Source organism: Stieleria magnilauensis, assembly GCA_007753675.1.
In the GTDB taxonomy this organism is placed as follows: domain Bacteria; phylum Planctomycetota; class Planctomycetia; order Pirellulales; family Pirellulaceae; genus Stieleria; species Stieleria magnilauensis.
In genome coordinates this window covers 5,143,149-5,167,838 of record CP036432.1, presented here as the reverse complement: position 1 = coordinate 5,167,838, position 24,690 = coordinate 5,143,149, and the positions used below count along the sequence as shown (strand labels likewise).

Genomic DNA, 24,690 nt, shown 5'->3' with positions numbered 1-24,690 from the left:
GTGATGCGCAGCATCACCTACGGGCTTGGACAATGCATCTTGGGGCGGCCTTGCAATTCTGGTGGTTCTCAGCGCCGCGGTTTACCTTCATGCTCTCACGCATGAATTGGATCTTATTGAGCATCGTTTCGGCCGTGTTGTTGGGGGTCTACGACGCCGCGAAGAAGTGGTCGGTCCAGGCCAATGCGGTTCCGATCGTGTTGCTGGTCAGTGTCTCGATCGGTGCGGTGCTGTATTTGCCACTGGTGGTGTGGTCGACGTTCGGGGGGCAGACCATCCCGTTTGACTCGTTCGTCGTTCGTCCGCTGAGTTGGCGCGAGCATGGATTGATCGCATCGAAAAGCGTGCTGGTGGGGGCGTCGTGGACGTTTGCGTTTTCGGCGCTGAAGCACTTGCCGCTTTCGATCGCTGCTCCGATTCGCGCCACGAGCCCGTTTTGGACGATCGTGATTGCGATCTTGTTTTTCGGGGAACGTCCGACGCCGCTGCAATGGACGGGCATCGTCATCGTGTTGATCGGATTTTGGCGATTCACCTTAGTCGGCCGGCGCGAGGGGATTCGGTTCACCCGCAATCGCTGGGTCGCGATGATGACGATGGCGACGTTGCTGGGGGCATGCAGTTCGATCTATGACAAATGGCTGCTGCAGCACGCGGGGTTTGATCCGGTCACGATGCAGGCTTGGTTTACGATCGATTTGGTTCCGGTGATGGTGCCGCTGGCGATCTGGTGGTACCGGTTCGATGCACCGAAACGATCTGCGGGGTCACCGAGTCCAACGGCAGACGTCGGCGAACGCCTGTCGCAGCCCTTCCGGTGGCGGTGGAGCATTGCGTTGGTCAGCCCACTGCTGATTCTGGCCGATTGGTTTTATTTCGTCGCACTTTCTGACCCCGAAGCGCTGGTGTCGGTCGTTTCGGTCGTCCGCCGCAGCAGCGTGGTGATCGCGTTGGGATTTGGGGCAAAAGCGCTCAGTGAGGCGAATTTCCGAGCCAAATCGGCCTGTGTCGCCGTCATTTTGCTGGGCGTGGTGCTGCTGACGTGGCACGGTTGAGTGCAAGTGCATCCGATGGCGGATTTTCCGGCACGGTGGTCTTTCACAGTGGTTTTCACGCCTGCCCGGGGCACGTATGCTAGGGCGATTGTATTGGAACGACTTTTGCTGCGATTCTTCCAACGGGTTTGACCGAGGCGGGCGGTAGGACACCGTCGCAAACGTCCCATGAGCGAGTTTCTGCTTTATTACAAGCGGCCGGACCCGACGACCTGGGTCTATCTTTCATCGTTCCTGACGATCGGGTTGTACTTCGTCTTTCACCGGTTCTGGAGTGTCCGCAACCTGGACATCGTCCTGCTGATTTTGCTGGCGCCGGGGTTGCTGATGGTTCATGAGGGCCGCCGGCGGCATCTCCGGGAGATGGAATCGGGCGAGATTGCGACGCGCGGTCAAGCGGATCCGGACACCGAGTCGGCCCGTCCCCGGCACATCGTCCCGTCGCCCTTGCGGGATCTGGAATCCTCCGATTCGGCCGATCGTCCATTCACTGCGGATTCGGCCTCGGTCTTGGTCACGACCCCTGTCATGCAGACGGCCGGTTCGGAATCGGCGGGCCCAACGGGCAAAGTACGGCCGACGATCCATGAGGAAACCAACCTGCCGTTGCAGACAGAACGGCATGCGCTCGATGAGCGGTTGGAAGCGACGTCGTTGGACCCCGGCCAGACCGAATCCGATGCCGAGCTTTCGGCCAAACAACTGCAACGCAGCGGGTTCATCATGCTGTTCGCGGTCGAGATGATGATTTTGATCCGCTTGATGATCGATCCGCTGATGGTGCGGCGTCCGTTGCTGGACCCCAACCTGACCGTCGGCGGTTTGTACTTCATCAGCATCTGCCTGTTTATCTTCATGATGGTCAACGTCGCCACCAGCACGCCGCGAATGAGCGTCTGGCAGGGTCCGGAGCTGGGTCCGGGGTATGCGTTGATGCATCGCTTGCCGACGATCACAACGCGTCCGGTCAGCCAGGCGCTTGGCGGCGAAGAGGAACCCACGGCGGACGAGTTGGACCAGAGCAGGCGGAGCTGGACGATTCTGGCCAAGGTGCTGGTGATCTCGGCGCACTTGGCGATCATCGTGGGTCTGGTGTTGATCGGCAATCGCCACTTCGGCAACTTGCGCAGCGGCGTCGGTTGCTCACTGTTGTATTTGATGCTGCCCTACACGGCGCAGATGACCGGCCGTGTGGATCATGCGCTGCCGGCTGCACTGTTGTTGTGGGCGGTGCTCAATTATCGCCGACCGATTTTCGCCGGGATTTTTCTGGGGCTGGCGGCCGGTTTGGTCTATTACCCGTTGTTCTTGTTGCCGCTGTGGTGCAGTTTTTACTGGCAGCGTGGCGTCCGCCGGTTTGCCATCGGCGTGATCGTGACGTTGGCGATCCTGGTCATGCTGTTGACCTTCGGCGGCACCGATTCGCTGGTCGACCACCTGCGTCGCATGTTCGGGTTGTTTTTGCCGACGAAGGAGCCCCGCGGGATTTGGGGCTTAGGCTGGGATCCTCGCTGGCGGTTGCCGGTGATCGTCGCCTTTGGCATTCTTTGCACGCTGTTCGCCGCTTGGCCGTCGCCGAAAAACTTGGGCACGCTGATCGGTTGTTCGGCCGCGGTGATGGTTGCGGTTCAATTTTGGCATGGCTATGGCGGCGGGTTGTACATCGCGTGGTTCCTGCCACTGCTGTTGCTGACTATCTTTCGGCCGAACTTACAGGATCGGGTTGCGTTGAAGGTCGTCCAGCGGGGACGATCCGAGGCGGTGCGGCAATCAGGGACTGCCGGCGGAATCCAGACGGTCTAGCAAGAGCAAGAAGCGAACATGGTTGATTCTCCACAGAGCCAGGCGGCAGCAGAGCGCGCCGCGGACCGCTACCAAAGCCTGCTCCAGGCGTCGGCGGAACGGCTCAAAGCACTCCGCTCACGGGATTCCCTGTTTGCGATGATCCGCTTGGCGTTGTTCGGCGCCGCGGTGGCCGTGCTCGCGTTCACGTTCTTTGCCCATCTCGGGACACCGGGCTGGATCGTCGGGTTTGGTTTGTTGGCCGGCTTTCTGGTCGCGGCGATCTTGAACGAACCGATTCGCGACGCGATGGCCGAACAGACGCGGGCGAACAAGGTGACCGAGCGGCTGTTGGCGCGGACCCGCCGGGACTGGGACGCATTGGATTGGAAAACGACACGGGCGAAATTAAAAACCGTCCAGCTGGAAGAACACCAGAAAGACGTCGCCGATGATTTGGATCTGCTCGGCAAAAGTTCGCTGTTCCAATTCGTTTCGATGGCCGGCACGACGATCGGAGTGCGCACGTTGGCGAATTGGTTGACCGGGGTCGCCGACGCAGAGGTCGCGCGGGGCCGCAGTGCAGCGGTCCAACGGTTGACGCCGCGGAGAGACGAGCGTTTTCGTTTTTATTCACTGGCCGCACATGTCGGCGAGGGAACCGGCGACCCCGATGAATTCATCCGTTGGTCGCAATCCGATTCGTGGTTGGACAAGAACCGCTGGCTGTCGACTTGGGCGAACGCCTCCGCCCTGGCGGCGATCGTCTCCGTCCTGGTGCTGATCGCGTCGCGGATCGGCGTGGTACCCACAGTCGTCGCACAGATTGCGCTCGCGGTGGCGATCGGGTTGATCGTGATCAACGTCGTCATCACCACGGTCATGCTGGGGCCGGTGCATCAGATTTTTTCGATCGCCATGGCCAGTCGTCAGTCGGTCGATGAGTATCGCGAACTGTTCTCCGCGGCCGAATGGTTGGAAAGTGAAGCGGACGATCAGCCCGACGAACACTCCCCGGGGGATCGGCTGGACCATCTGCATCGTGTGCTGTTGGATGACCCGGAACAATCAGCCCGTCTGGGGATGAACGCGCTGGCACGCGTCGCATCGCTCGGGTCGTTGCGATCGTCCGCGTCCACGTTCCTGCTTTATTTGCCGCTGCAGGCCCTCTCCTTGTGGGACATTCGAGTCCTGCAGAAACTGGAAGCCTGGCAGAAAACCTATGCCCAATCGGTGCCGCGTTGGTTTGACGCGTTCGGGGAACTGGAGGCGCTGATGTCGCTGGCGGCGGTTTGCGACGAGAACCCCGATTGGGTCTTTCCGCGTTGGGCCGACGCCGGTGCCGATGAAATCCAATCGGCGGTGTTCCAATCCGTCGCGCTGGGGCATCCGTTGCTGCCGGATGACAGTCGTGTTTGCAACGACGTCACGGTCGGGCCGGCCGGGACGGTGTTGCTGGTCACCGGAAGCAACATGTCGGGCAAGAGCACGATGCTGCGGAGCGTCGGTTTGAACGTCGCCTTGGCCGGCGCCGGCGCGCCGGTGTGTGCGACGTCACTGAGTCTGCCTTCGACCGAATTGGCAACCAGCATCCGCGTCCGTGATAATCTGGCCGAAGGTGTTTCGTTCTACATGGCCGAGCTGCATCGGCTCAAAGGGGTCGTCGATCGGGCTCGGGCGATGGCATCCAACAAACGCTGTGTCTCGATGTTTCTACTCGACGAGATCCTGCAGGGAACCAATTCTCGCGAACGCCAAATTGCCGTCACCCAGGTCCTGCGTCATCTGATCGAATGCGGCGCGATCGGAGCGATCAGCACGCACGACTTGGAGCTTGCCGATGAACCGGAGTTGCAGGCGGTGTCGGAGATCGTGCACTTTCGCGAGACGATCACCCCGGACGCTTCGGGCAACGAGCAGATGACGTTCGACTATCAGATGCATTCCGGCGTCAGCCCCACGACCAACGCGCTGCGGTTGTTGGAAATCGTCGGCTTGGGATCGCAACAGCCTTAGGTTCGGTCGAAGGGGCCAACGCTGGATGGGACTGATGCGACTGATGAGTCCGATGTGTCCCATTTCACGATCGTTGCGCCAGGCTGGCGTCCGTCGGTGGTCCAGTGGGCCCGGGAAAGCGGCGCTGCGATGGCGCAGAAATCAAGCAGCGGTCGCCTATTCTCTCCGCAACCCGTCGGCGCGGTTCTTCCAGCCGGCGTCGCAGGTCCTTTTTTAGGGGCTGGTCCAGACCCTTAGCCGCTACCGCACGGCTTTCAGAGTTCCCCAGCCGGGGAGCTGGCGGAATCGCGCACCGCCTCGGTACGAGACGTGCCTTGACGGTCTGGGGGACTGGAAATGAATTGCGTCCCTCGTCTTTATCGAATCACGTTGAATCGCTCGTCAGGCACTCAGGCGAACCTTCTGTGGAGCTTGCGTCGTTCGAAATCATGGAAGGCCATTGGTCGATTTCCCCACTTTTTCACCGCGCCTGATGATCAGGATTTTTCATGAGCACAGCATTTGCCAATCCCGTTGACACCAACTCATCCAAAGGTGCCGCCGGCGGCTCCAGCACGAGCAGCGGCGGATCGACACCGCGACGAACCGCGGTGGCCGCGGTCATCAACCGAATCTCGAGCCCGCAAACGATCGAGTTCGTTGACGTTCCTGCCCAAGAGTATTATTCGGCCAACGTCTTCACCAAGTCGGTGATGAAAGACCGCTTGCCCAAGAGCGTCTTCAAGTCGTTGATTCGCACGATCGATTCGGGCGAGAAGCTGGATCCGGAAATCGCAGACGTCGTGGCGTCGGCGATCAAGGATTGGGCGATGGAAAAAGGCGCGACGCACTATGCCCACGTGTTTTATCCGTTGACCGGCGCGACCGCGGAGAAGCACGACAGTTTTCTGTCGCCGACCTCCGACGGCGGCACCCTTTCCGAATTCAGCGGCAAGCAACTTTGCCAAGGCGAACCTGACGGATCGAGTTTCCCCAGCGGCGGGATTCGCGTCACGTCCCAGGCCCGGGGCTACACGATTTGGGACGTCACCAGTCCGGCCTACATTTTAGAGAACCCCAACGGGACGACGTTGTGCATTCCGACGGCGTTTGTTTCGTGGACGGGCGAGGCTCTGGACAAGAAGACGCCGGTGTTGCGTTCGATGCAGGCGCTCAACAAGCAGGCGCAGCGGATCCTCAACATTTTCGGTCATGAGGACGGCGCGTTCGTGGCATCGACCGCCGGTCCGGAACAGGAATACTTTCTCGTCGACCGCAACTTTTACTACGCACGCCCCGACTTGCTCAATGCGGGCCGAACACTGTTCGGGGCCAAGCCGCCCAAGGGACAGGAGTTCGACGACCACTATTTCGGCGCGATTCCCGAACGCGTGTTGGCGTTCATGTGCGAGGCCGAACGCGAGCTGTTTAAGTTGGGGATTCCCGTCAAGACGCGTCACAACGAAGTCGCGCCGGGGCAGTTCGAAGTGGCACCGGTATTCGAATCGGCCAACGTCGCGGCGGATCACCAGCAATTGATGATGTTGACGTTGCGTAAGACGGCCGAGAAATACGGCATGGCGTGCTTGATGCACGAAAAGCCCTTCGCGGGTGTCAACGGTTCGGGCAAGCATGTCAACTGGTCGCTGGGCAGTTCCTCGCAAGGAAACCTGCTGGATCCGGGCGACACGCCGCACGACAACGCCCAGTTCTTGGTCTTTTGTGCGGCCATCATTCGTGCCGTCTACAAGCACCAGGGATTGCTTCGGGCCGTCGTCGCCAGTGCCGGCAATGACCACCGTCTGGGCGCCAACGAAGCACCTCCGGCGATCATCTCGATTTTCCTCGGGGATCAATTGACCGATGTGTTTGAGCAGATCAAAGCCGGCGGCGCGAACAGCTCGCTGCCGTCGGGGACGTTGGAAGTGGGCGTCGATGTCTTGCCGCCGTTGCCCAAGGACGCCGGCGACCGAAACCGGACCAGCCCGTTTGCCTTCACCGGAAACCGTTTCGAGTTCCGTGCCGTCGGATCGAACCAATCGATTTCGGGCCCGTTGGTCGCGATGAACACGATCATTGCCGATTCGGTCGACTACTGTGCGACCAAACTGGAAGAAGCGATCGCGAAAAATCCCGATGGACTCAACGGTGCCATCCAGACGCTGCTCTCGGAGATCATCACGGAGTGTTCGCCGATCATCTTCAACGGCGACGGCTACTCCGAAGAGTGGCACAAGGAAGCCGAAAAACGTGGGCTGTTGAATTTGAAAACGACGGCCGACGCGCTGCCACAATTGGCGACGCCCGAGACGATCGAGATGTTCGCCAAGTATGGTGTGTTGTCCGAGCGGGAACTGGAAAGCCGTTTGGAAACGTACCAAGAACAGTACTGCATGACCGTCAGTGTCGAAGCCAGTCTGGCGCTGTCGATCGCCCGCACGCTGATTTTCCCGGCGGCGATTCGGTATCAAAACGAATTGGCATCGACGTGTGCCAACCTCAAAGCTGTCGGCTACGACTTTGACACCGACACGTTGGATTCGATGACCGCGCTGGTCAAGGCCTTGCAGGAAGGCATCGCAACGCTCGAGCATGCGATCAACGACGTCTCGGCCACCACGCCGGACGACGAGTGCCGGCACTGCTGCGACGCGATCTTGCCGTCGATGCTGGCCCTGCGTGAAACGGTGGACAAGCTGGAGGAAGTCGTGGCCGATGACATCTGGCCGCTGCCGACCTACCAGGAAATGCTGTTCATCAAATGATGCACTTGGCAAGGTCGCCGGATAGCGAAGCATCCGTAGTGTGGTACGGTCAATTCGCTATCCGGTCGGCCTGTCAAGCTCCGACCTGGGACACGGCTTTCAGCCGAGCGTGCTCGCGCGGCCGACTGAAAACCGATCCCACGTTGGTTTCTCGCGGAGGCCTCGACGACAGTTTGTCGCGGGGGCGATCTCAGTCCGTTGGGGCTTCTTTCACGTCCCGTCTTTACATCTGAGATTCGTGATTAGGATAGGGGTGTCCCGCGTCGGAACGTCGCCGGCCATCCCACCCCTATCCCCCCCCGATCAAGCCAAGACGATGAAAACCACCCTGACCGCAACGTTCACCCTGATGGCACTGCTCGTGACCGATTGTGCGGTGACGCATTGTGCCGCCGCCGATTGTGGCGGTCCGCTCGCCCGTCTGCTGCGGCGACCCTGCAAGTCGGCGTGTGCCCCAGCTGCCTGCGGGACGTCGTCTCACGTCGATCAACCCAGCGAACTCAACATCATGCTGACCACCGAGCTGGTCGCGCTGCGTGAACAGCTGGAAGAGATGAAAACCCAAGCGGCCGAAAAAGATGAGGCGCTCGCTGCGTCCGAGCAGTTGGCCGAAAAGCTGCAAGCCGAGCTGGACGAACAAGCGGCCCAGTTGGCCGAGCAAACCAAGCGTGCCGACGCGGTGACGAAAGAGTTGGCAGAGGTCAAAGAGGCTGCTGCAAAGGCGAAACAGGCTGCCGCAAAGGCCGAGAAAGCCGCCAGTCAGGCAGCGGCCGAAGCCAAAGCGCAACTCGAACAAGCCCAAGAACAAAACGCGAATCTGAAACAACGCGCCCAAGCGGCCAACCGCCAACTGAAGGCCGCCCAAGAGGCGCTCGCCCAAGAAAAGAAGGAGCGTGAAGAAGAGCGTCGCCAGAACGAGGAAAAAGCGATCGAGCCTCAGCCCGCCGCGGTGAAAGAAGAAAACACAGCGACCGAAGCCGAAGCAACCCCGGGCGATGGTGAGACCGAGCCCGAATCGGAGTGAATCGGGGATGGGGTTGGTCGGTGATGCGGTGCATCACGTCCGGCTAGGTCGGCAGCCCGAAATAGGCCTTGGATTTGATCACTTCCGCAACCGGCAGCGGCACCTTGGTTTCCCATTCGGAATCGCCTTTCTTGATCAGTTCCAGCACATCGCGTGAGAAGACTTTCAAGCAGGACGGATCGAAGTTGTCCAGGTTGATGATGTCGCCGCGATGACGAATGTAGTCGTACAACTGTTGCAGTTCGGGTTTTGTTTTAAAATTCTCGGACGTCAACAGTTCGCCGGTCTCGCGGTTTTCCATCGGGTAGCAGAAGATTTTTAAGTCATTCTTGAACAGTCTGCCGAACGATTCGAGCACGCCGCCCTGCAGCTTGGTGTAGTACTTTTCATCAAACAAGTCCTTCATGCTTGCCGCACCCATCGTGATCGCGATCGGTTCCTTGGTGTAACCGCACAGGTACGCGGCCAAGCGGTAGTACTGGAAATAGTCGGAGATCAAGACCGGCATGCCGCAGGCGGCGATGACATCGGCCCGGGCGAGGAAATCGCGGAGGTCGATTTCGCCGGAGGACTTCAAGTTGTTCATAGTGATTTCCATCACCTGCGTGATTTCCTTGCCTTGCACGCTGGGCATTTCGGAGAACTTTTCGTGGGCGCATCGCAGCATGTCCAGGTTGACGTTGCACACCGGTCGAAAGCTGCCCCGTTCGACCAGGATTGCTTTGCGATAGAAAAATTCAGACGGTTGCAACACCTCGCCGTTGGCGGCAAACATCGCCGCACCGCTGAGCCCCAATTCGACCAGTTTCAGACTCATCAGGCGGTTGTCGACGTGTCGAAACGCGATCCCGGAAAACTCGATCATGTCGATCTCGATCCGAGAGGTCGTCAATCCGTCCAGCAGGGAATCGACCAGCAATTCGGGTTCATGGTTGAGTGCCGCGGCGCCGTAGACCAGATTCACACCGACAATCCCCAACGCCTCCTGCTGTAGCGATGCTTCGTTGTCCAACATCCGCACGTGGATGATGATCTGGCTGTCTTCGTCACGCGGGTGTGCCTGGAATTTGATGCCCATCCAGCCGTGGCATTGATTGGTGCCGTGGAAATTTCGTGCCGAGACGGTATCGGCAAAGGCAAAGAACGCCGTGGTGTCGCCGCGAGTTTCACGCAGCCGATCCAGATTCAAGGCGTGTTCGTAGTCCAACATCGCTTGCAATCGCTCGCGACAGACATACCGCGACGCGCGCCCATAGATCGCATCGCTGACCTTCATGTCGTATGCCGAGATGCTTTTGGCGATCGTTCCGGCAGCCGCACCGACGCGAAAGAACCATCGCACCACTTCCTGGCCGGCTCCGATTTCGGCAAACGTTCCATAGCGACGCGTATCGAGATTCACGTCGAGTGCCTTTTGGCGAGTGCTCAGGGTTTCGACCGAGGTCCTGATGGGATAAGTGCTGGGCATGGAATCTTCGGGTCAGCGGAAGGGAGCAAAGCCGTTTCAACATCGGCAGTCTAATGGATGCAAGTCGCGTGTTTGGGGCGGGCGTTCACGTTGGTCGATGGTTGACCGTTAGGGCGTGTTTAAGGGCCGCGGTCCATCAGAGGTATCCCGTTGCGGACGATCGATCTCGCCAATTCTCGCCTTCGCACGGCGGTTTGTTCGATACCGACGCCGCCCAAATCTGTTTCAATGGGATGGCACGGCCCGCCTGAACCGCTGCGCCCGTTTCCCTTTTCTCGATCGTTTGATTGCCCATGATTCAGCGGACCCGACGTCTGATCCGATCGGCATTGCCGGTCTTGCTGCTGATCGCGAGTTCGGCTGGGCTGGCCGCTGACGACGGCGAGCAGCCCACGGACGGCGAGCAGCCGACTGCCAGCGAGCAGCCGACTGCCAGCGAGCAGCCGACTGCCAGCGAGCAGCCGACACACCGCGAGCAGCCGACACACCGCGAGGTCGAATCGATCAAGCTGGAAATCGGCACCGAGGGCCGGTTGGAGACGATGGCGATGAACCAGGCCGGTGAGTTGCTGGCCGCGGTCACCTGGCTGGTGAAAAAGCCGACCGCCGAAGGTGATCCGCCGGCGACCGATGACCCCACGTTTTGGGATTACTGGTCCGAGCGGCGTGAAATCCGAGTGCTCGATGGCGACGGCACCGAACTGCGGAAAATCGAGATCGAGAACGTCGTTCCGCTGCAGATTTGTGGAACCGATGATGGCTCGATCTATCTGGGCGGTGAGTACCTGATCGCCAAAATCGACCGTGACGGAAAACTGGTCGAGAAAGTCAAGATCGTCGACGTGATCCCCAACACCAACGCTGACACGCACATCAGCGGCATCGCGGTCAATGATCAATACTTGTTCGTCGCCATCGGCAGCGGACGCAGCCTGCGTGCGACCGAGGACATCGTCCGGCTGACCAGGGATCTAAAAAATCCGACGATGATCGTGGAGCGACAATTCGGTTGTTGTTCCCACATCGACCTGGCGATCGACGGTGACGCCTTGTTGGTCGCCGAAAACTCGCGCCATCGCGTCAACCGTTTTTCGTTCGATGGCGAATTGCTGGGACGCTGGGGTCAGCGAGATCGGACGGGCATCGAAGGGTTTGGCGCCTGCTGCAATCCTGTCAATTTTGATCTGATCGACGGCCGCCTGGTGACTGCCGAATCCGGAATCGGACGCGTCAAAGAGTTTCACTCCGATGGAACGTTCAAGCAGTTGATCGGATACGTCGACACGACGAAGTTCGATCGCGGCAGTCGCATCGCCGCGGCCAGTTGCTACATCCCCGTCGAAGTGTCGGCCGATGGCAATCGGATTTATGTGATGGACGTCAGGGCGAATCTGATTCGTGTTCTCCAGCGGATCGAGTCATGAAAGCCATCCGTGTCGTCCTTCGATCCGTTGCCATCCTGGTCGTTTGTTGCGCGGGAGCGACCTGGGGGCAGCAGGCCGACTCCGACGCCAAGTCCATGCTGAATCTGGTTGTGATGGACCCGTTGTCACTGCCGCTTTCGTGTGCGTGTGTCGATGGAATCGGGCAGCGGCGTTATGAACCGTTGGTCGAGCACTTGGAGGCTGCGATCGGCCGGAAGATCAATCTCGTTTATGAGGAAAGTTTGCAGTTGGCCAAGCGTCGTGGTTTGCCGAGCATTGATCTGGTCGTTGGAAAACGATCCGTCGTGCTCGGCGACGCCGAGGCGACCGGGGTTGAGTTGCAAGCGTCTTGCGATTTAACAGATCGTCACGGCGCGACGGAAATTCGCGGCGTGTTGTTGGTCACAAAAAACAGTGCGATCGACTCGGTGCTGCAACTGGCCGGCAAGAAGGTCGCGATCGGATCGCCCGAACATGCCGAATGCCACGCGCTGTCGAAAGAATTATTTCGGTCCCGCCAGATCGACGCCTCCTTGATCGGTCATGACAGTCTCGAATCAGCGGTCTATGCCTTTGCCGACCAAGAAGTCGACGCGGTCGTAGTCACCGACTACTTACCGCCACTGTTGGAGGCCTGTGGCAAGCTGGAAAAGAACGCGACCAAGACGATTGCTGAAACCCGACCCTGTCGCGGTGTGCAGTTCTTCTTTGCTGCGAACCTTCCGTCATCGGTGCAAGAATCACTGAACTCGGCCATCGCATCGGCCGCCGCTGATCCGGCGATCAACGATGCTTTGGAGTCGCAGGGTGGGTTCGTTCCCGTGACGTCCGGAGCGGATTCAGGTCGAGGCGGCCGTGGGTGGACGGATTGGCGTGGGCCAGACCGGACGGGCCAGTTCGCGGAGCTACCGGCGTCGTTGGACGATCAGCCCAAGGTCCTTTGGCGAACAAAAGTGACCGGCCCGGCGATGGCGGGCATCTCTGCGACCGAACGCTGGGTGGTGGTTGCCGACAAGTCGGCTGATTTTCAACAAGACCTGTTTCGCGCCTTCGACGCCGCAACGGGCAAGTCGGTCTGGGAAGTCCGGCATCATGCCGACGCCCGGATGGAGTACACCAACGCGCCTCGCGCGACGCCGGTGATCGTTGCAGATCGGGTGTTGCTGCAAAGTGCATTCGGAAAGCTGATGTGCGTCGAACTGGCGACGGGACGACCGATTTGGACACGCGATTTGGTGGCCGATTTCGGCGGCGAGGTTCCGACGTGGGGCTTCAGTGTGCCGCCACTGGTCGTCGGTGATCGGGTGGTGGTCGCGCCCGGCAGCGCGGATGCGTCGCTGGCGGCGTTGAGTTTGGAATCCGGCGCCACGCTTTGGAAAACGAAAGGACACGCGCCGGCTTACGCGCCGTTTATTTACGGATCGTTTGGCGGACGCAAACAAATCATCGGCTACGATTCGCCGGGACTGGGCGGATGGGACCTGGCGACGTCTGTGGGAACTGATTCCGCCGGAAAAGAGTGACTTCCATGTCGGAACGCCGGTTCCCTTTCAAGACGGTGTTTTGCTGGCGACCGAAAACAATGCGATGCGGTGGTATCAGTTCAAAGACGATGGACAGATCGACCCGCAACCGGTTTGGCACAACTTGGATTGCGCTCCCGACACCTGCACACCGGTGGTTGTCGAGTTGGAGGACCAGTCGCGTGTCTTCTGTACGGCGTATGGAGAATTGTTCTGCATCGACGGCACCAATCAGCTGGAAACGTTGTGGAGCGAAGCCGATGAGCGGTTTTACGATCACACCTGCTTGATCGCTGGCAACCGACGCGTGCTGTTGTGGGGATCCGAATGTGATCTCTTGCTGCTCGACGCAACCGCCGACGGGTTGACGATCGTTTCCCAGTGGCGGCCGATGCAAGGCGAGCACCCCGAAAGCATGTCGCATCCAGCGATCGTGGGCGATCGTTTGTACTTGCGCAGCCAATTCGAATTGATCTGTATTGAAATTCCTTAACGTGAACCTTGATGTATGCGAGAGACGACCATGAACCGAACGACGAAGTATGACGACAGTCGTCGCGGATTCCTGAAGGGGTCCGCCTGTGGCGCAACCGCATTGGCCGTCGTTGGAGCGGACAGAGCGGTCGGGATGGACGGGGCGGTCGGAATGGACGGGGCGGTCGGAATGGACGGGGCGGCCGAGAGAGGTGGGGCGGTCGGGATGGTCCAGCCGACGCCGCGTGAAGTGAAACGGATACCGCTGCTGGCTCTGTCGCCGCGGCGCATCGCCGCCGCGGCCGATCAGACGGTTTTTGTCGCGACCGGCAATTCCGTGCAACGAGTCGATCCTGACGGCAATCTGTTGTGGCAGTCCCAGTTTCCGCGCCCGGTCAGGTGCCTGTGCGTGGATCGACAAGATCTGTTTGTCGGTGTCAGGGACCGCGTGATTCGGTTTGATTTTCCTTCCGGCGATTCACAACCCCTGCCGTCGCTCGGTGTGGGCTGTTTGGTCGGCGACATCGTCAAGCAAGGCAATCGCTTGATGGCGACCGACGTGGCGGCGTCGCGTCTGCTGCAACTGGACCTCGATTCGGCAGAACGCCAGTGGCGTGGTGTGGAAAACGTCGACAGCCCCATCCATGCAGCGGGACGCATCGCACCTTCCTCGCGTGGCGGGCTGGCGATCACGGATCCCGCTCGTCACCGTGTGCTGATGGTCGACCAGCGTGGCACGCGGCTTGGCGTCTGGGGAAAACGTTCTCGTCAGATCGATGGATTTCAAGGTTGTTGCAATCCGATGGCCACCGTCCGGCTCGCCGACGGTAGCTGGGTCACGGCCGAAGCCGGTCAAGTGCGAATCAAACGATTCGATTCCAACGGCCGATTCCTTCAACAGCTCGCCGGACCGGAATCAATCGAGGCACCGGCTGTCTTGGATCGAGAAGACCCGGATTTGAAGTGCGGGGTTGGTGGGATTGATTTGGCGTTGTCCAGCGACAACCATCTTTGGGTTCTGCACGCCGCGGCGCGGGAATTGATTCTCTATCGACTCGGCTAGCAACGAACGGAGAATAAGTGTCAGATCTTACGAGTGGGATAGGCTCCCAGACTCGTCATTCCAGCGTCGACAGGCTGGAAGCCTATCCCACTTATTTAGCGCTCGTTGATTAGGCGAATCCTAAAAGGCTGTCAAATGACACTTTTGATTGTATCGGTCTTGTGTGTTCTGGTTGTTTCGGCGCTCTGTTCGGTGACCGAAGCAGCACTGTACGCGGTGCGGCCGTCGTATGTGCGGTCGCTCAGCGAATCGGGCAGCGCCGCCGGTCAAGTGCTCGATCGCATGAAGCAGAACATGGAGCGGCCGATTTCGGCGATCCTGATCATCAACACGGTGGCCAATACGGCTGGCGCGGCACTCGCCGGGGCGCAGGCGGAAGTTGTGCTCGGTCAGTCGTTCATTCTTTGGTTCTCCGCCGTGTTTACCCTCGGCGTTCTGTTTTTCTCGGAGATCATTCCCAAGATCCTGGGCGTCGCGTACAGCGATCGGATTGCGGTGCTGGTCGCGATGCCGTTGACCATTGCCGTGCATGCATTGTTCCCGCTGGTGTGGGTCATCCATAAGTTGGCCGACGTCGTGAAACCTTCCGGTCCCGTGTTCGCGGCACCCGAAGAGGAAGTCGGCCAGATGGCCCGCATGAGTGCCGAAGAAGGGAGTATCTTGCCGATCGAAGCCGAATTGGTTCAGCAGGTTTTGAAGCTGAACGAGGTGACCGCCGCAGAAATCATGACGCCGCGATCGGTGGTCAGACGATTCCCGGCCGACACCACGCTGCAAGAAATAAGTCAAGAGATGGCTGCCGGACGGATCCGATGGACCAACGCCCGCGTACCGGTGACCGATCCCAAAGACGATGACGTTTGGAGCGGAGTGGTGTTGCGACGCGACGTGCTGGCGCATCTGGCCCGCGATGAATTCGATCGCACCCTGGGGTCACTGGCCAAACCGCTGCACCGGGTGCCCATGAACACGCCGGGGCACGTCCTGTTGAAGTCGTTTGTGAGCAAACGGTCGCATCTGTTTGGCGTCGTGAACGAGTCCGGCACCGTCGTGGGGGTCGTGACCCTGGAAGACGTAATGGAGTCTTTGATCGGAGAGGAAATCGTTGACGAGGTGGACGTCGTTGTCGACATGCAGGAGCTGGCGCGGCAACGGGAACAGCGCCAGTCCAATGGCGACCGTGGCAACCCGTCGTGATTACGGTTCGCTGCCGTCGATGACCGCATCGAGCCACTCGGCGATTTCGTCGGCGTCATCCATGACACGAAATCGTCGGATGTCATGCTCGTCGATACAGCCCGCTTCTTGAACCGACTGTTGTAGCCACTGGACCATGGGTTGCCAGAACTGTGTTCCGGCCAAGACGACCGGAAAGTGGGCTAGTTTTTCGGTTTGAATCAATGTCAACGATTCAAAGAATTCATCGAACGTGCCGAAGCCGCCCGGGAAGATCACGAAGCCACGCGCGTACTTGGCGAACATCATTTTGCGGACGAAGAAATAGCGGCAGGTGTAGGACGCGTCACAATAGGGATTCAGCGATTGCTCGCGCGGCAATTCAATATTCAGCCCGATCGACAAACTGCCGGCTTCACGCGCGCCGCGGTTGGCCGCTTCCATGATTCCCGGGCCGCCGCCGGTGATGATGCCAAACCCTCGCTGGCCGAGTCGTTGAGTCGTCCGCCGGGCGAATTGGTAGGAGGGATCACTCTCCGGCAGACGGGCGCTGCCGAAAACGGTCACCGCTCGACGGCGCCCATCGAGCGCGCGGGTCATCGTTTCGATTCCCTGGATCAAGTCGCTTTGAATTCGCAAGACGCGCCAGGGATCCTCGTGCAAGAAACTGATGGGCCGACGCACGCTGCTGTCGAGAAACTCTCGATCGGGATCGTGTTGCGGACTTTCAATCGGCGGCGAAGCTTCAGTTGTCTGACGCGAGGCATCAAGATCGGACGTTGCGACGGGGGCGATTCTTTGCGGTTCCGATTCTTTCGCAACGGGGCGACGGACGTTGATCGCGATCTCTCGGCCCGGTTCCACCAGACTGGGGCCGTCGTCGTCGAGAAGCACTTCGGACGCGTACTCGGGGACGGACACGTCAAACGCGAAACGCTTGCGCACCGTTTCTTGTAACGCCAGGGCGACGTCTTCTTCGCCATGGGTCAAGAACAGCTTGCGGGGCGATTGTTCGAAGTTCCCCAGCCAGTTGAGCAACCCGGTCCGGTCGGCGTGTCCCGAGAATCCAAACAGCTGCGCGACGTGTGCCTCGACGTGATACTCGCGGCCGTGGATCCGAACGCATTTCTCTCCATCGAGGATCCGCCGGCCGAGCGTTCCATTGGCTTGGAAACCGACGAACAGGAGTGTCGATTCGGGGCGGCGCAGGTTGTTTCGCAGGTGATGCTTGATCCGCCCGGCGTTGCACATGCCGGCAGGGGCCATGATGATGCAAGGTTGTTTGACGTGGTTGATCGACTTTGACTCATCGACGGTGCGTGTCAAGGTCAGCCCCGGGAACTGCAGCGGCGCCTGGTCGGCCTCGATCGCGCGGCGTGTTTCCTGATCCAGCCAACTCGTGAATCGTCGAAAGATGTCCGTGACGTCCGACGCCATCGGGCTGTCCAGAAAGATGGGCACCTTGGGGATCCGATTGTGATGAACCAAACGCCCGAAGTAGTGCATCATTTCCTGGGCCCGTTCGACCGCGAACACGGGAATCACCAGGTTCCCGCCTCGACCGATGGTTTCGCCGACGATCGTAGCGAGTTGGTCTTCGACATCGCCGTGGTGTTCGTGGTCACGGTCGCCGTAGGTCGATTCCATGACGACATAGTCGGCCTGTCGAAAGTAAGTCGGGTCGTGAATCAACGGTGTGTCGTGCTGACCAAGATCACCGGAGAAGATCAGCGTTCGTTCTCGGCCGGACTCACTGATCGTGACTTCGAGTGAAGCGGAGCCGAGGATGTGTCCGGCGTCATGCCAGGTGACCGTGACTCCGGGGACGATTTCGGTCGGGGTGCGATAGCCGACGCCGCGGAACAGGTGCAGGGAGTTGTCGACATCCTTGTCGGTATACAACGGCACGGCGGGATGCGGCCCCTTGCGGCCTTCTTCGCGATGACGCCGACGTTTGTACTTGACGTCTTCGGCCAGGATTTTTGCCGCGTCTCTGAGCATCACCTCGGCCAGCGCGACCGTCGGCCTGGTCGCGTAAATTTTGCCGTCAAAACCGTCGGCCACGAACTTGGGAATCAACCCGATGTGGTCCAGGTGCGCGTGCGTGACGACCAACGCAGCGATGCTCGACGCGTCGACGGGGCACGGTTCCCAGTTTCGCGCTGCGTAGTCGCGTTCCTGCACCATCCCACAGTCAATCAGGATGCGTTGCTGGCCGACTTCCAGACAGTAGCGCGATCCGGTGACATTACGGTTGGCGCCCAGGAATGTGATCTTCATGGTTTGATGGGGTTTTGTCACGGGGCAAGTGCTTCGATTTCTTCACGGATGGCCAGGGCCGACGCCGTGCGTTGGTCTTCATCGGGGAACCGCTCAGCCATCTCGGCACGCCACTGCTGGACGCGGTGGACCGATCCGAACGTGAACACGACGCGATCGAGTTTGGGGATTTCGTGGGCAAAATCTCGATCGCGCGAGACCGGCAACGTGCAGCCATCGATGTTGCAGAGCAGCAGATAGTCGAACAGACGCAGGTAGCTGTCGGTCTCGGCGATGGCCTGTTTCGTGGTTTCGTCATCCGGCCGGATCCGAGTGCCGGAAGGAAACAGAGCACAGACCCACCCCTCGTGGCGCAACCGTGAAATGGCGCGTTCGGCCGCGATATTGATGAGTCGGGCTTCATGAATCTGGGCATCGTTGCGACCGCTGTGGAACCAACGGTGGGGCGTCACGATCACGCGATTGAAACACTGCACCAACATCCGGGTCACCCCGGTGTCTTCTTCCAACGTTCGACCGGCGACCCAGATCACCGAATCAAAAAGATCGGCCTGGCCGTGATCGGTCAGCAGTGTATCGAAGGTGGGGACATCCAGGTTGGAACGGTGGTTGAGACAGAGCAGACATCCGTGTCCGTCCTTGGCGTGTCGGACCAATTGGCGAAAGTTGGAGAGCCCGGTGATTTTGCTGCCGGGCAACAGCAACCGGCGACACAGCCCGGCAACCAGGGGGCGATTCTGATTGCCCCAGCGAACCACGTTGTCGGGAGTCAGCTCCTCGTGGTCATGTGCACTCGCTTGACGTTGCAAGTCGGCGAGTTGGCTGGCAAAGACTTCTGCCGCGTCACCCTCGGGCAGCGGTTCTTGATTGGATTCATACATGTCAGCTCTTCTGGTGCTTTGTCACAGCTAGTTTTTAGGATTGTCTGCGGAAAGGGGGATCAGGAATCAAAAATGCAAAGCACCCTTTAAGCCATTTGGTTTTTGGTTCCTGACCCCGTTTCCGATCAAACGAGCCACCCGAAGATTAAGTTGTGACAAAGCACTAGTCTGCTTCGCCAAACGATTCCCGCGTGACCTTGACGCTTCGAACGGAAGTTTCTGATGCTTCTTCGACGGTGAAACGGTAGCCGCCTTCGACGACGGACTCGCCTGGTTTGGCGAGATGATGCAACCGAGCGACCAACATGCCGCCGACGGTGTGAAATTCAGTGGCGGGCAGGTTCAGTCCCAACACATCGTTCGCTTCGTGAATAGTGAGTCGGCCGTCCATCAGATAGGAATCTTCGGACAGTTTTTGACACCTGCGGGCTTGTCGTGACGACGGTTCCGCGCCTCCGTTTCCGACATCGATGTCTCCGACATCGATGTCTCCGACGACCGCCTCGACGAGATCTTCCATCGCGATCATGCCGATCGTCGATCCGTATTCGTCGACGACGATCGCCATTTTGTCCTCGCGATCCCGCAACGTCGGCAGGACTTCTTCGAGCGGGTCGTGGGGCGAGACATAATGGGCCGGCTGGATGAGCTGTGAAAGCGGTTTTGCGGTGGTGTCCGAGGCGCGATCGGCCATTTCAATGACGCTGCGAAGTTGGTCGCGCGTGATAAACAAATGATGGGACGTCGCACCGCCGCCGGCCAGCCACGCGGCACCCCGTGCGATCCGCGAAAACAGATAAACGATCGGCGCAAAAATCCACGCAAACGCGCTGAGGGGAAAGACGACGATCGGCGCGATCCGGTCGGATTCCTGTTGATAGATACTCTTGGGCACGATCTCACCGAGAATCAGCAGCAACGGGGTGAAGAACACAAACGCATACAGATCTCCCCATCGATTCCGCACAGAATCGACACGATCAGACGCCGCGGTTCGTCCAGCAGTGCCTGCAGTTTTTCGGCGTGTCGATGCCTCGTTTGACGTAAGTATTGAAAGTCCACGTGGGAGAGAGAAAACAGCGCCGTCTCAGAACCGGAGAAGAACGCCGAACCAAACAGCAGGATCACCTGAATCAGATAACGTAGCAACATGTCCGTCTGGAACACCTGCGAGGTATCCAACGCAAAGTAGTCGGCAATCGTCTGCCAAATGCTGACGGCGGGAATCAGTTCGTTCATGGTTTCTCGCGGGGCATCTCTCCGGTCGTCCGTTACGAGGAGAGTTGTTCGCTGGTCAGGAACTGGGACACGGCAGAAACTTTCCCGAGGGCGATCAACACGTCATCGGGGCGAATGATCGTCTCCGCCGTTGGCGGCAGCAGGATCTCCCCGTCGGCCCGTCGGATGGCGACGATGATGACCCCGCGGTTACGAAAATCGGTTGCCGACAGCGGATGATTCGCGCACGGCGATTCGGCCGTCACACGGATCTCGGCCAGGTCCAACGCGGTGCCCGAACCGGTGCCGGTGACGAACTCGAAAAAGTCTTCGACCTGTGGATTGATCAGCAGTTGCGCCATCGTCGCGGCACCGGAGCTGAGCAGACTGACCACGCGGTTGGCGCCTGCCTTTTCCATCTTGTGCGCACTGTCCTCGTCCATCGCCCGAACAATGATCTGCAACTTTGGCGCGATCAGGCGGGCCGACAACACGACGTACAGGTTGTCGGCATCGCTGTCCAAGACGACCGCCATGCCGCGGGCGCGCTCGATGCCGGCGTCCAGCAGCGTGCGGTCGCTGGTCGCGTCGTCACGCACGCAGGGCCATCCGAGCTCTTCGCAGCGGGCCAGTTTTTCCTCGTTGTGGTCGATGACAACGAACTTTAACTTTCGCTCGGCCAGGTGGCGACAAAGCGTCCGCCCCATGCGGCCAAAGCCGCAGATAATGAAATGGTCCTTCATCGCCTTCAATGCCGAGTTCATGCCTCGTCTCCTCAACCAAGTTCTTAATTCGGCGCGTACAATCATTTCGCCGAATTGCACGACGGCGAATAGAAACACACCCAATCCAAAGACCAGATAGACCATCACGAAGATGCGGCCTCTGGCCGTCAGCGGCCGGACTTCGTCGTAACCCACCGTGCTCAACGTGATCACCGTCATGTACGCCGAATCCAGCAGCGACCACCCTTCCACCAACCAAAACCAGCCGACACCGACCAGCGTCAAGATCACAAGCACGGTGATGGTCCAAGCCAGTCGACGCATAGATTCTCAAGTGGTGGAGGGATTTCATAGGCAAACAGCCGGCCTCGCAGCCACCAGCATACGCGGTCCGTCGTGACCTTGCTCCATCGGTTCGGAGACAAAAACCTGCGTTTCGGCCGAGAATGATGCATTGACATCTCGTGACATGGCGATATATTGAATTAAGAGAACCACGGAGAAGTGATGGCCACAAGAACGAACCCCAAAGAACAGACCAAACCGCCTGGGCATGTCGGTGACTTTGTCGCGGCCGCAGAGTGCTTGAAAACGCTCGCCCACCCGGTCCGACTGCGGGCGGTCCAGTTGTTGCTGCACGGTCGATATACCGTCGGCGAAATCGCCCAGGACTGTGAGATCCAGGACAACGTGGCGTCGGAGCACTTGCGGCTGTTGCAACGCTGTGGGTTTTTGGTCAGTCAACGGGAAGGCCGAAAGGTTTACTACCAAGTCGCCGAACCCCACCTGGCCCAATTGATGGCGTGCATCGAAGGAAGGTTTTTGACCTGCGGAATGGAATAGCACGGCCCCCATCGCTCCGCCGATCCACGGCACTCATGGATCGCCCGTTGCGAATATGACATATCGTCGCCTTGCGAGGTGGGGATCTATTGGAATCACAATCGGAAACGACAGGAGAATCGAATGCAGACCATTGACATGAAGCGTATGGCCGAAGAACTGCAACGCACCGAAATCGACGTCATCGACGTCCGCATGCCGACGGAGTATCGCGCCGTCCACGCGGAGTGTGCGCGGAACGTTCCGTTGGAATCGCTTGACCCCCGCCGGGTGATGTCCGAGCGAAACGGGGCTGCCGATCGGCCTTTGTATGTCATCTGTCGCGGCGGGAACCGTTCGAAACAGGCGTGCCAGAGATTCATCGACGCGGGGTTTGAAAACGTGGTCAACGTCGAAGGCGGCACGTTGGCGTGGGACAAAGCGGGGCTACCTGTTGTGCGGGGCAAGAAATCGTTGCCGCTTGGGCAGCAGATGCAAATCACCGCCGGGACGTTGACGGTGTTGGGCGTGGTCTTGGCGCAGTTCGTGCACCCTGGCTTCGTGGCGCTCTCCGCGTTCATCGGGGCGGGTTTGGTGTTCGCCGGGCTGACGGGTTACTGCCCGATGTCATCGATGATCGCCAAGATGCCCTGGAACCAGTGTGGCGACGGAGGTTGCGAAGGGTCATGTTCGGCCTAGCCATCCTGTTCGGCAGTCTCGTCGGCTTTGCGTTGGGTTTGACCGGCGGCGGTGGCGGCGTGTTCGCGGTCCCGTTGTTGGTTTACGGCTTGGGGGTCGCACCGCGCGAGGCGGTCGGGATCTCGCTGGCGGCGGTCGGCGGAACGGCATTCTTTGGGGCGATTCCGCGGCTGGTTCGCGGCGAGATCGAATTGCGAACGGGTTTCTTATTCGCAATCGCCGGGATGCTGGGCGCGCCGCTGGGTTCGTACCTGTCGAAGCTCGTCCCCGAGAACGCCTTGCTGGTGATGTTCGCGCTGCTGATGTTCGTCGTCGCGTCGCGGATGTGGGCCAAGGCCAAAAACCCGAAGGTGGCCAGCGGCGTTTGCACGACCGAAAGCGAACCGGGGCGGGACCGGAGCGCCTGTCAGCGGGACGCCGACGGGAAGTTGCGGTTGACCTCTCGGTGTGCCCGGTTGCTGGTCTACGTGGGGCTGATGACGGGCGTGCTGTCGGGCATGTTCGGCGTCGGTGGTGGGTTTGTGATCGTCCCGGCGCTGGTGTTGTTCAGCGGGATGGCGATCCATCAAGCCGTCGGAACGTCGCTGTTTGTGATCGTCCTGGTCAGCATCAGCGGGGTGGCATCGCACATCGTAGGCGGCAACGAATTGTCGCTGCAAACGACGCTGCAATTCCTGGTGGGTGGTTTTGCGGGCATGTGGCTGGGCGGCGTCGTCGCGACGCGTCTAAAAGGTCCCACGCTTCAAAAAACATTTTCGATCGCGGTCGTGTTGGTCGCGGTCTTTGTGATCTTCAAATCAGTGGTGTTGTAATCCAAACCCGTCACTTCAGGAGGGAACACGAATCATGTTGCTCAAGTATTTTTACGACCAGAAACTCGCCCACGCGTCTTACATGGTCGGCTGCCAACGGGCCGGCGTGGCCGTGGTCGTAGATCCCGGCCGCGACATCGAAGAGTACCTGGCGATGGCGGATCAAGAAGGGTTCAAAGTCACCGCGGTCGCCGAGACACACATTCATGCCGACTATGTTTCCGGGGCCCGTGAGCTTGCCGACCGTGTCGGCGCCAAACTGTACGTGTCCGATGAAGGTCCCGATGCGTGGAAGTACCAATTTCTCGACGGATACGACAGCGAAGGTTTACACGACGGCGATCACTTCATGGTCGGCAACATCCGCTTCGACGTCATGCACACACCCGGACACACGCCCGAAAGCATCTCGTTCGTGTTGACCGACCAAGGCGGTGGTGCGGACAAACCGATGGGCATCTTCACCGGCGACTTTGTGTTCGTCGGTTCGATCGGGCGGCCGGATTTGCTCGAAGAAGCGGCGGGAATGGTGGGCACGGCGCAGAGCGGTGCCCGTGATCTGTTCGAGTCGGTCGAGCGGTTCAAGACGCTGCCGGATTATCTGCAGGTCTGGCCCGCCCATGGCGCCGGCAGCGCCTGCGGCAAGGGGCTCGGCGCGATCCCATCGTCCACGGTGGGTTACGAGAAACGGTTCAACCCCGCGCTTCAGTTCAGCGACGAAGAAGCATTCGTGCAATACATTCTGGCCGACCAGCCCGAGGCTCCCAAATACTTTGCGGTGATGAAACGTGTGAATAAAGAGGGCCCACGCATCCTCGGCAAGGGGCATCACCACAAGATGCTCGATGTCGACGGACTTGCCGATGCCGTCCGCCTGGGGACGGTGGTCGATCTGACGCCATCGCCGCAGTTTGCCCAGGGGCACGTTCCCGGGACGGTCAACATTCCACTGGACATGCTGTCCGCTTGGGCGGGATGGCTGGTCGATTACGACCGGCCGGCGTACCTGATTTGCCGGCCCGAGCAATTGGAGGAAGCGGCTCGGGTGCTACACAAGATCGGCGTCGAAGAGATTGCGGGCGGCTACGACGTGGAAGCGGTGCGAGCATCCGGGATGGCGACCGAAGCCTACGCCACCGGGTCGCCGGCCGAGTTGTCACACAGCATCGAATCGGGTGGCGTGCAACTGATCGATGTGCGGTCACAGGACGAATGGAATGCCGGGCACATCGATCAAGCCCGACATCACTTCCTGGGGCGATTGCCGGCCAGCGCCGACCAGTTGCCACACGACCAGACGCTGGTCGTCCAGTGTCGCAGCGGTGCACGTTCGGCGATCGGAGCGAGCGTTTTGCAGGCCGCGGGTTTCAAAAACGTCGTCAATCTGAACGGCGGATACACCGCTTGGAAAGCCGACGGATTGCCGAGCGTGAAACCGCAACCGGCGATGAGCAGCTGACTGGTTGGTCCGTGGAGACGGCCGGATCGTGTACAATCGCGCCGG

General features: G+C 59.7%; 19 protein-coding genes and 1 pseudogene. 14 read left to right on the top strand and 6 right to left on the bottom strand.

The features are described from left to right. Nucleotides 1-101 precede the first annotated feature (101 nt). From TBK1r_RS18075 to TBK1r_RS18055, 5 genes are all read left to right on the top strand, one after another. Complete coding sequence (locus tag TBK1r_RS18075) at nt 102-1,055, top strand: EamA family transporter (protein WP_145213525.1); 954 nt, start codon at nt 102-104, stop codon at nt 1,053-1,055. Nucleotides 1,056-1,223: 168 nt separating this feature from the next. Continuing rightward, a complete protein-coding gene (locus TBK1r_RS18070) occupies nt 1,224-2,858 on the top strand; it encodes a hypothetical protein (RefSeq protein ID WP_145213522.1) in 1,635 nt (544 codons plus the stop codon). A gap of 18 nt (nt 2,859-2,876) precedes the next feature. Then, a complete protein-coding gene (locus tag TBK1r_RS18065; protein ID WP_145213519.1) occupies nt 2,877-4,853 on the top strand; it encodes a MutS family DNA mismatch repair protein in 1,977 nt (658 codons plus the stop codon). Between the two features lie 488 nt (nt 4,854-5,341). Continuing rightward, on the top strand, nt 5,342-7,597 hold the full coding sequence (locus tag TBK1r_RS18060; protein ID WP_145213516.1) for a glutamine synthetase III family protein: 2,256 nt from the start codon (nt 5,342-5,344) through the stop codon (nt 7,595-7,597). A gap of 316 nt (nt 7,598-7,913) precedes the next feature. After that, a complete protein-coding gene (locus TBK1r_RS18055) occupies nt 7,914-8,621 on the top strand; it encodes a hypothetical protein (protein WP_145213513.1) in 708 nt (235 codons plus the stop codon). A 43-nt stretch (nt 8,622-8,664) separates the two neighbouring features. On the opposite strand, the gene TBK1r_RS18050 is transcribed toward TBK1r_RS18055, so the two are convergent. Continuing rightward, nucleotides 8,665-10,089 (bottom strand): TonB-dependent receptor, encoded by a 1,425-nt coding sequence (locus TBK1r_RS18050; RefSeq protein WP_145213510.1) that lies wholly within the window; start codon nt 10,087-10,089, stop codon nt 8,665-8,667. A gap of 293 nt (nt 10,090-10,382) precedes the next feature. On the opposite strand from TBK1r_RS18050, the gene TBK1r_RS18045 reads away from it, so the two are divergent. The 5 genes from TBK1r_RS18045 (at nt 10,383) to TBK1r_RS18025 (ending at nt 15,770) form a co-directional block, all read left to right on the top strand. Next, nucleotides 10,383-11,513: an NHL repeat-containing protein gene (locus TBK1r_RS18045; protein WP_145213508.1), complete on the top strand. Its 1,131-nt coding sequence runs from the start codon at nt 10,383-10,385 to the stop codon at nt 11,511-11,513. Further along, nucleotides 11,510-13,036, top strand: coding sequence for a PhnD/SsuA/transferrin family substrate-binding protein (locus TBK1r_RS18040; RefSeq protein WP_145213505.1), 1,527 nt, complete (start codon nt 11,510-11,512; stop codon nt 13,034-13,036). Before TBK1r_RS18045 ends, TBK1r_RS18040 begins: the two co-directional genes overlap by 4 nt. Then, complete coding sequence (locus tag TBK1r_RS18035) at nt 12,939-13,529, top strand: hypothetical protein (RefSeq protein ID WP_145213502.1); 591 nt, start codon at nt 12,939-12,941, stop codon at nt 13,527-13,529. The genes TBK1r_RS18040 and TBK1r_RS18035 overlap by 98 nt, the downstream gene beginning before the upstream one ends. 30 nt (nt 13,530-13,559) lie before the next feature. Next, the gene (locus TBK1r_RS18030) at nt 13,560-14,573 is read left to right on the top strand and encodes a twin-arginine translocation signal domain-containing protein (RefSeq protein WP_419581486.1); all 1,014 of its coding nucleotides are present in this window, start codon (nt 13,560-13,562) and stop codon (nt 14,571-14,573) included. Nucleotides 14,574-14,708: 135 nt separating this feature from the next. Next, entirely contained in the window at nt 14,709-15,770 is a 1,062-nt protein-coding gene (locus tag TBK1r_RS18025) for a CNNM domain-containing protein (RefSeq protein WP_145213496.1), read from the top strand. Here TBK1r_RS18025 and TBK1r_RS18020 read toward each other — a convergent pair whose 3' ends face one another. The 5 genes and pseudogenes from TBK1r_RS18020 to TBK1r_RS18000 all read right to left on the bottom strand — a co-directional run bounded on the left by TBK1r_RS18020 (nt 15,771) and on the right by TBK1r_RS18000 (nt 21,177). After that, a complete protein-coding gene (locus tag TBK1r_RS18020; RefSeq protein ID WP_145213493.1) occupies nt 15,771-18,029 on the bottom strand; it encodes a TIGR00730 family Rossman fold protein in 2,259 nt (752 codons plus the stop codon). It lies immediately after the preceding gene. A gap of 17 nt (nt 18,030-18,046) precedes the next feature. After that, the gene (locus TBK1r_RS18015) at nt 18,047-18,910 is read right to left on the bottom strand and encodes a 1-acyl-sn-glycerol-3-phosphate acyltransferase (protein WP_145213490.1); all 864 of its coding nucleotides are present in this window, start codon (nt 18,908-18,910) and stop codon (nt 18,047-18,049) included. A 163-nt stretch (nt 18,911-19,073) separates the two neighbouring features. Further along, a complete protein-coding gene (locus TBK1r_RS38655; protein WP_419581572.1) occupies nt 19,074-19,430 on the bottom strand; it encodes a transporter associated domain-containing protein in 357 nt (118 codons plus the stop codon). Beyond that, nucleotides 19,416-20,062 (bottom strand): annotated as a pseudogene (locus TBK1r_RS38650) (CNNM domain-containing protein); the annotation flags it as partial. The gene TBK1r_RS38655 and the pseudogene TBK1r_RS38650, both read right to left, overlap by 15 nt. 119 nt (nt 20,063-20,181) lie before the next feature. Then, complete coding sequence (locus TBK1r_RS18000) at nt 20,182-21,177, bottom strand: potassium channel family protein (protein WP_145213484.1); 996 nt, start codon at nt 21,175-21,177, stop codon at nt 20,182-20,184. 183 nt (nt 21,178-21,360) lie between these two features. On the opposite strand from TBK1r_RS18000, the gene TBK1r_RS17995 reads away from it, so the two are divergent. From TBK1r_RS17995 to TBK1r_RS17980, 4 genes are all read left to right on the top strand, one after another. Further along, the gene (locus tag TBK1r_RS17995; RefSeq protein WP_145213481.1) at nt 21,361-21,696 is read left to right on the top strand and encodes an ArsR/SmtB family transcription factor; all 336 of its coding nucleotides are present in this window, start codon (nt 21,361-21,363) and stop codon (nt 21,694-21,696) included. A gap of 123 nt (nt 21,697-21,819) precedes the next feature. Continuing rightward, on the top strand, nt 21,820-22,374 hold the full coding sequence (locus TBK1r_RS17990; RefSeq protein ID WP_145213478.1) for a rhodanese-like domain-containing protein: 555 nt from the start codon (nt 21,820-21,822) through the stop codon (nt 22,372-22,374). Continuing rightward, nucleotides 22,362-23,186, top strand: coding sequence for a sulfite exporter TauE/SafE family protein (locus TBK1r_RS17985; protein ID WP_145213475.1), 825 nt, complete (start codon nt 22,362-22,364; stop codon nt 23,184-23,186). Before TBK1r_RS17990 ends, TBK1r_RS17985 begins: the two co-directional genes overlap by 13 nt. 34 nt (nt 23,187-23,220) lie before the next feature. Continuing rightward, nucleotides 23,221-24,645 carry an MBL fold metallo-hydrolase gene (locus TBK1r_RS17980; RefSeq protein ID WP_145213472.1) on the top strand — a complete coding sequence of 475 codons (1,425 nt, stop codon included), beginning with the start codon at nt 23,221-23,223 and terminating at the stop codon, nt 24,643-24,645. The last annotated feature ends 45 nt before the right edge of the window (nt 24,646-24,690 follow it).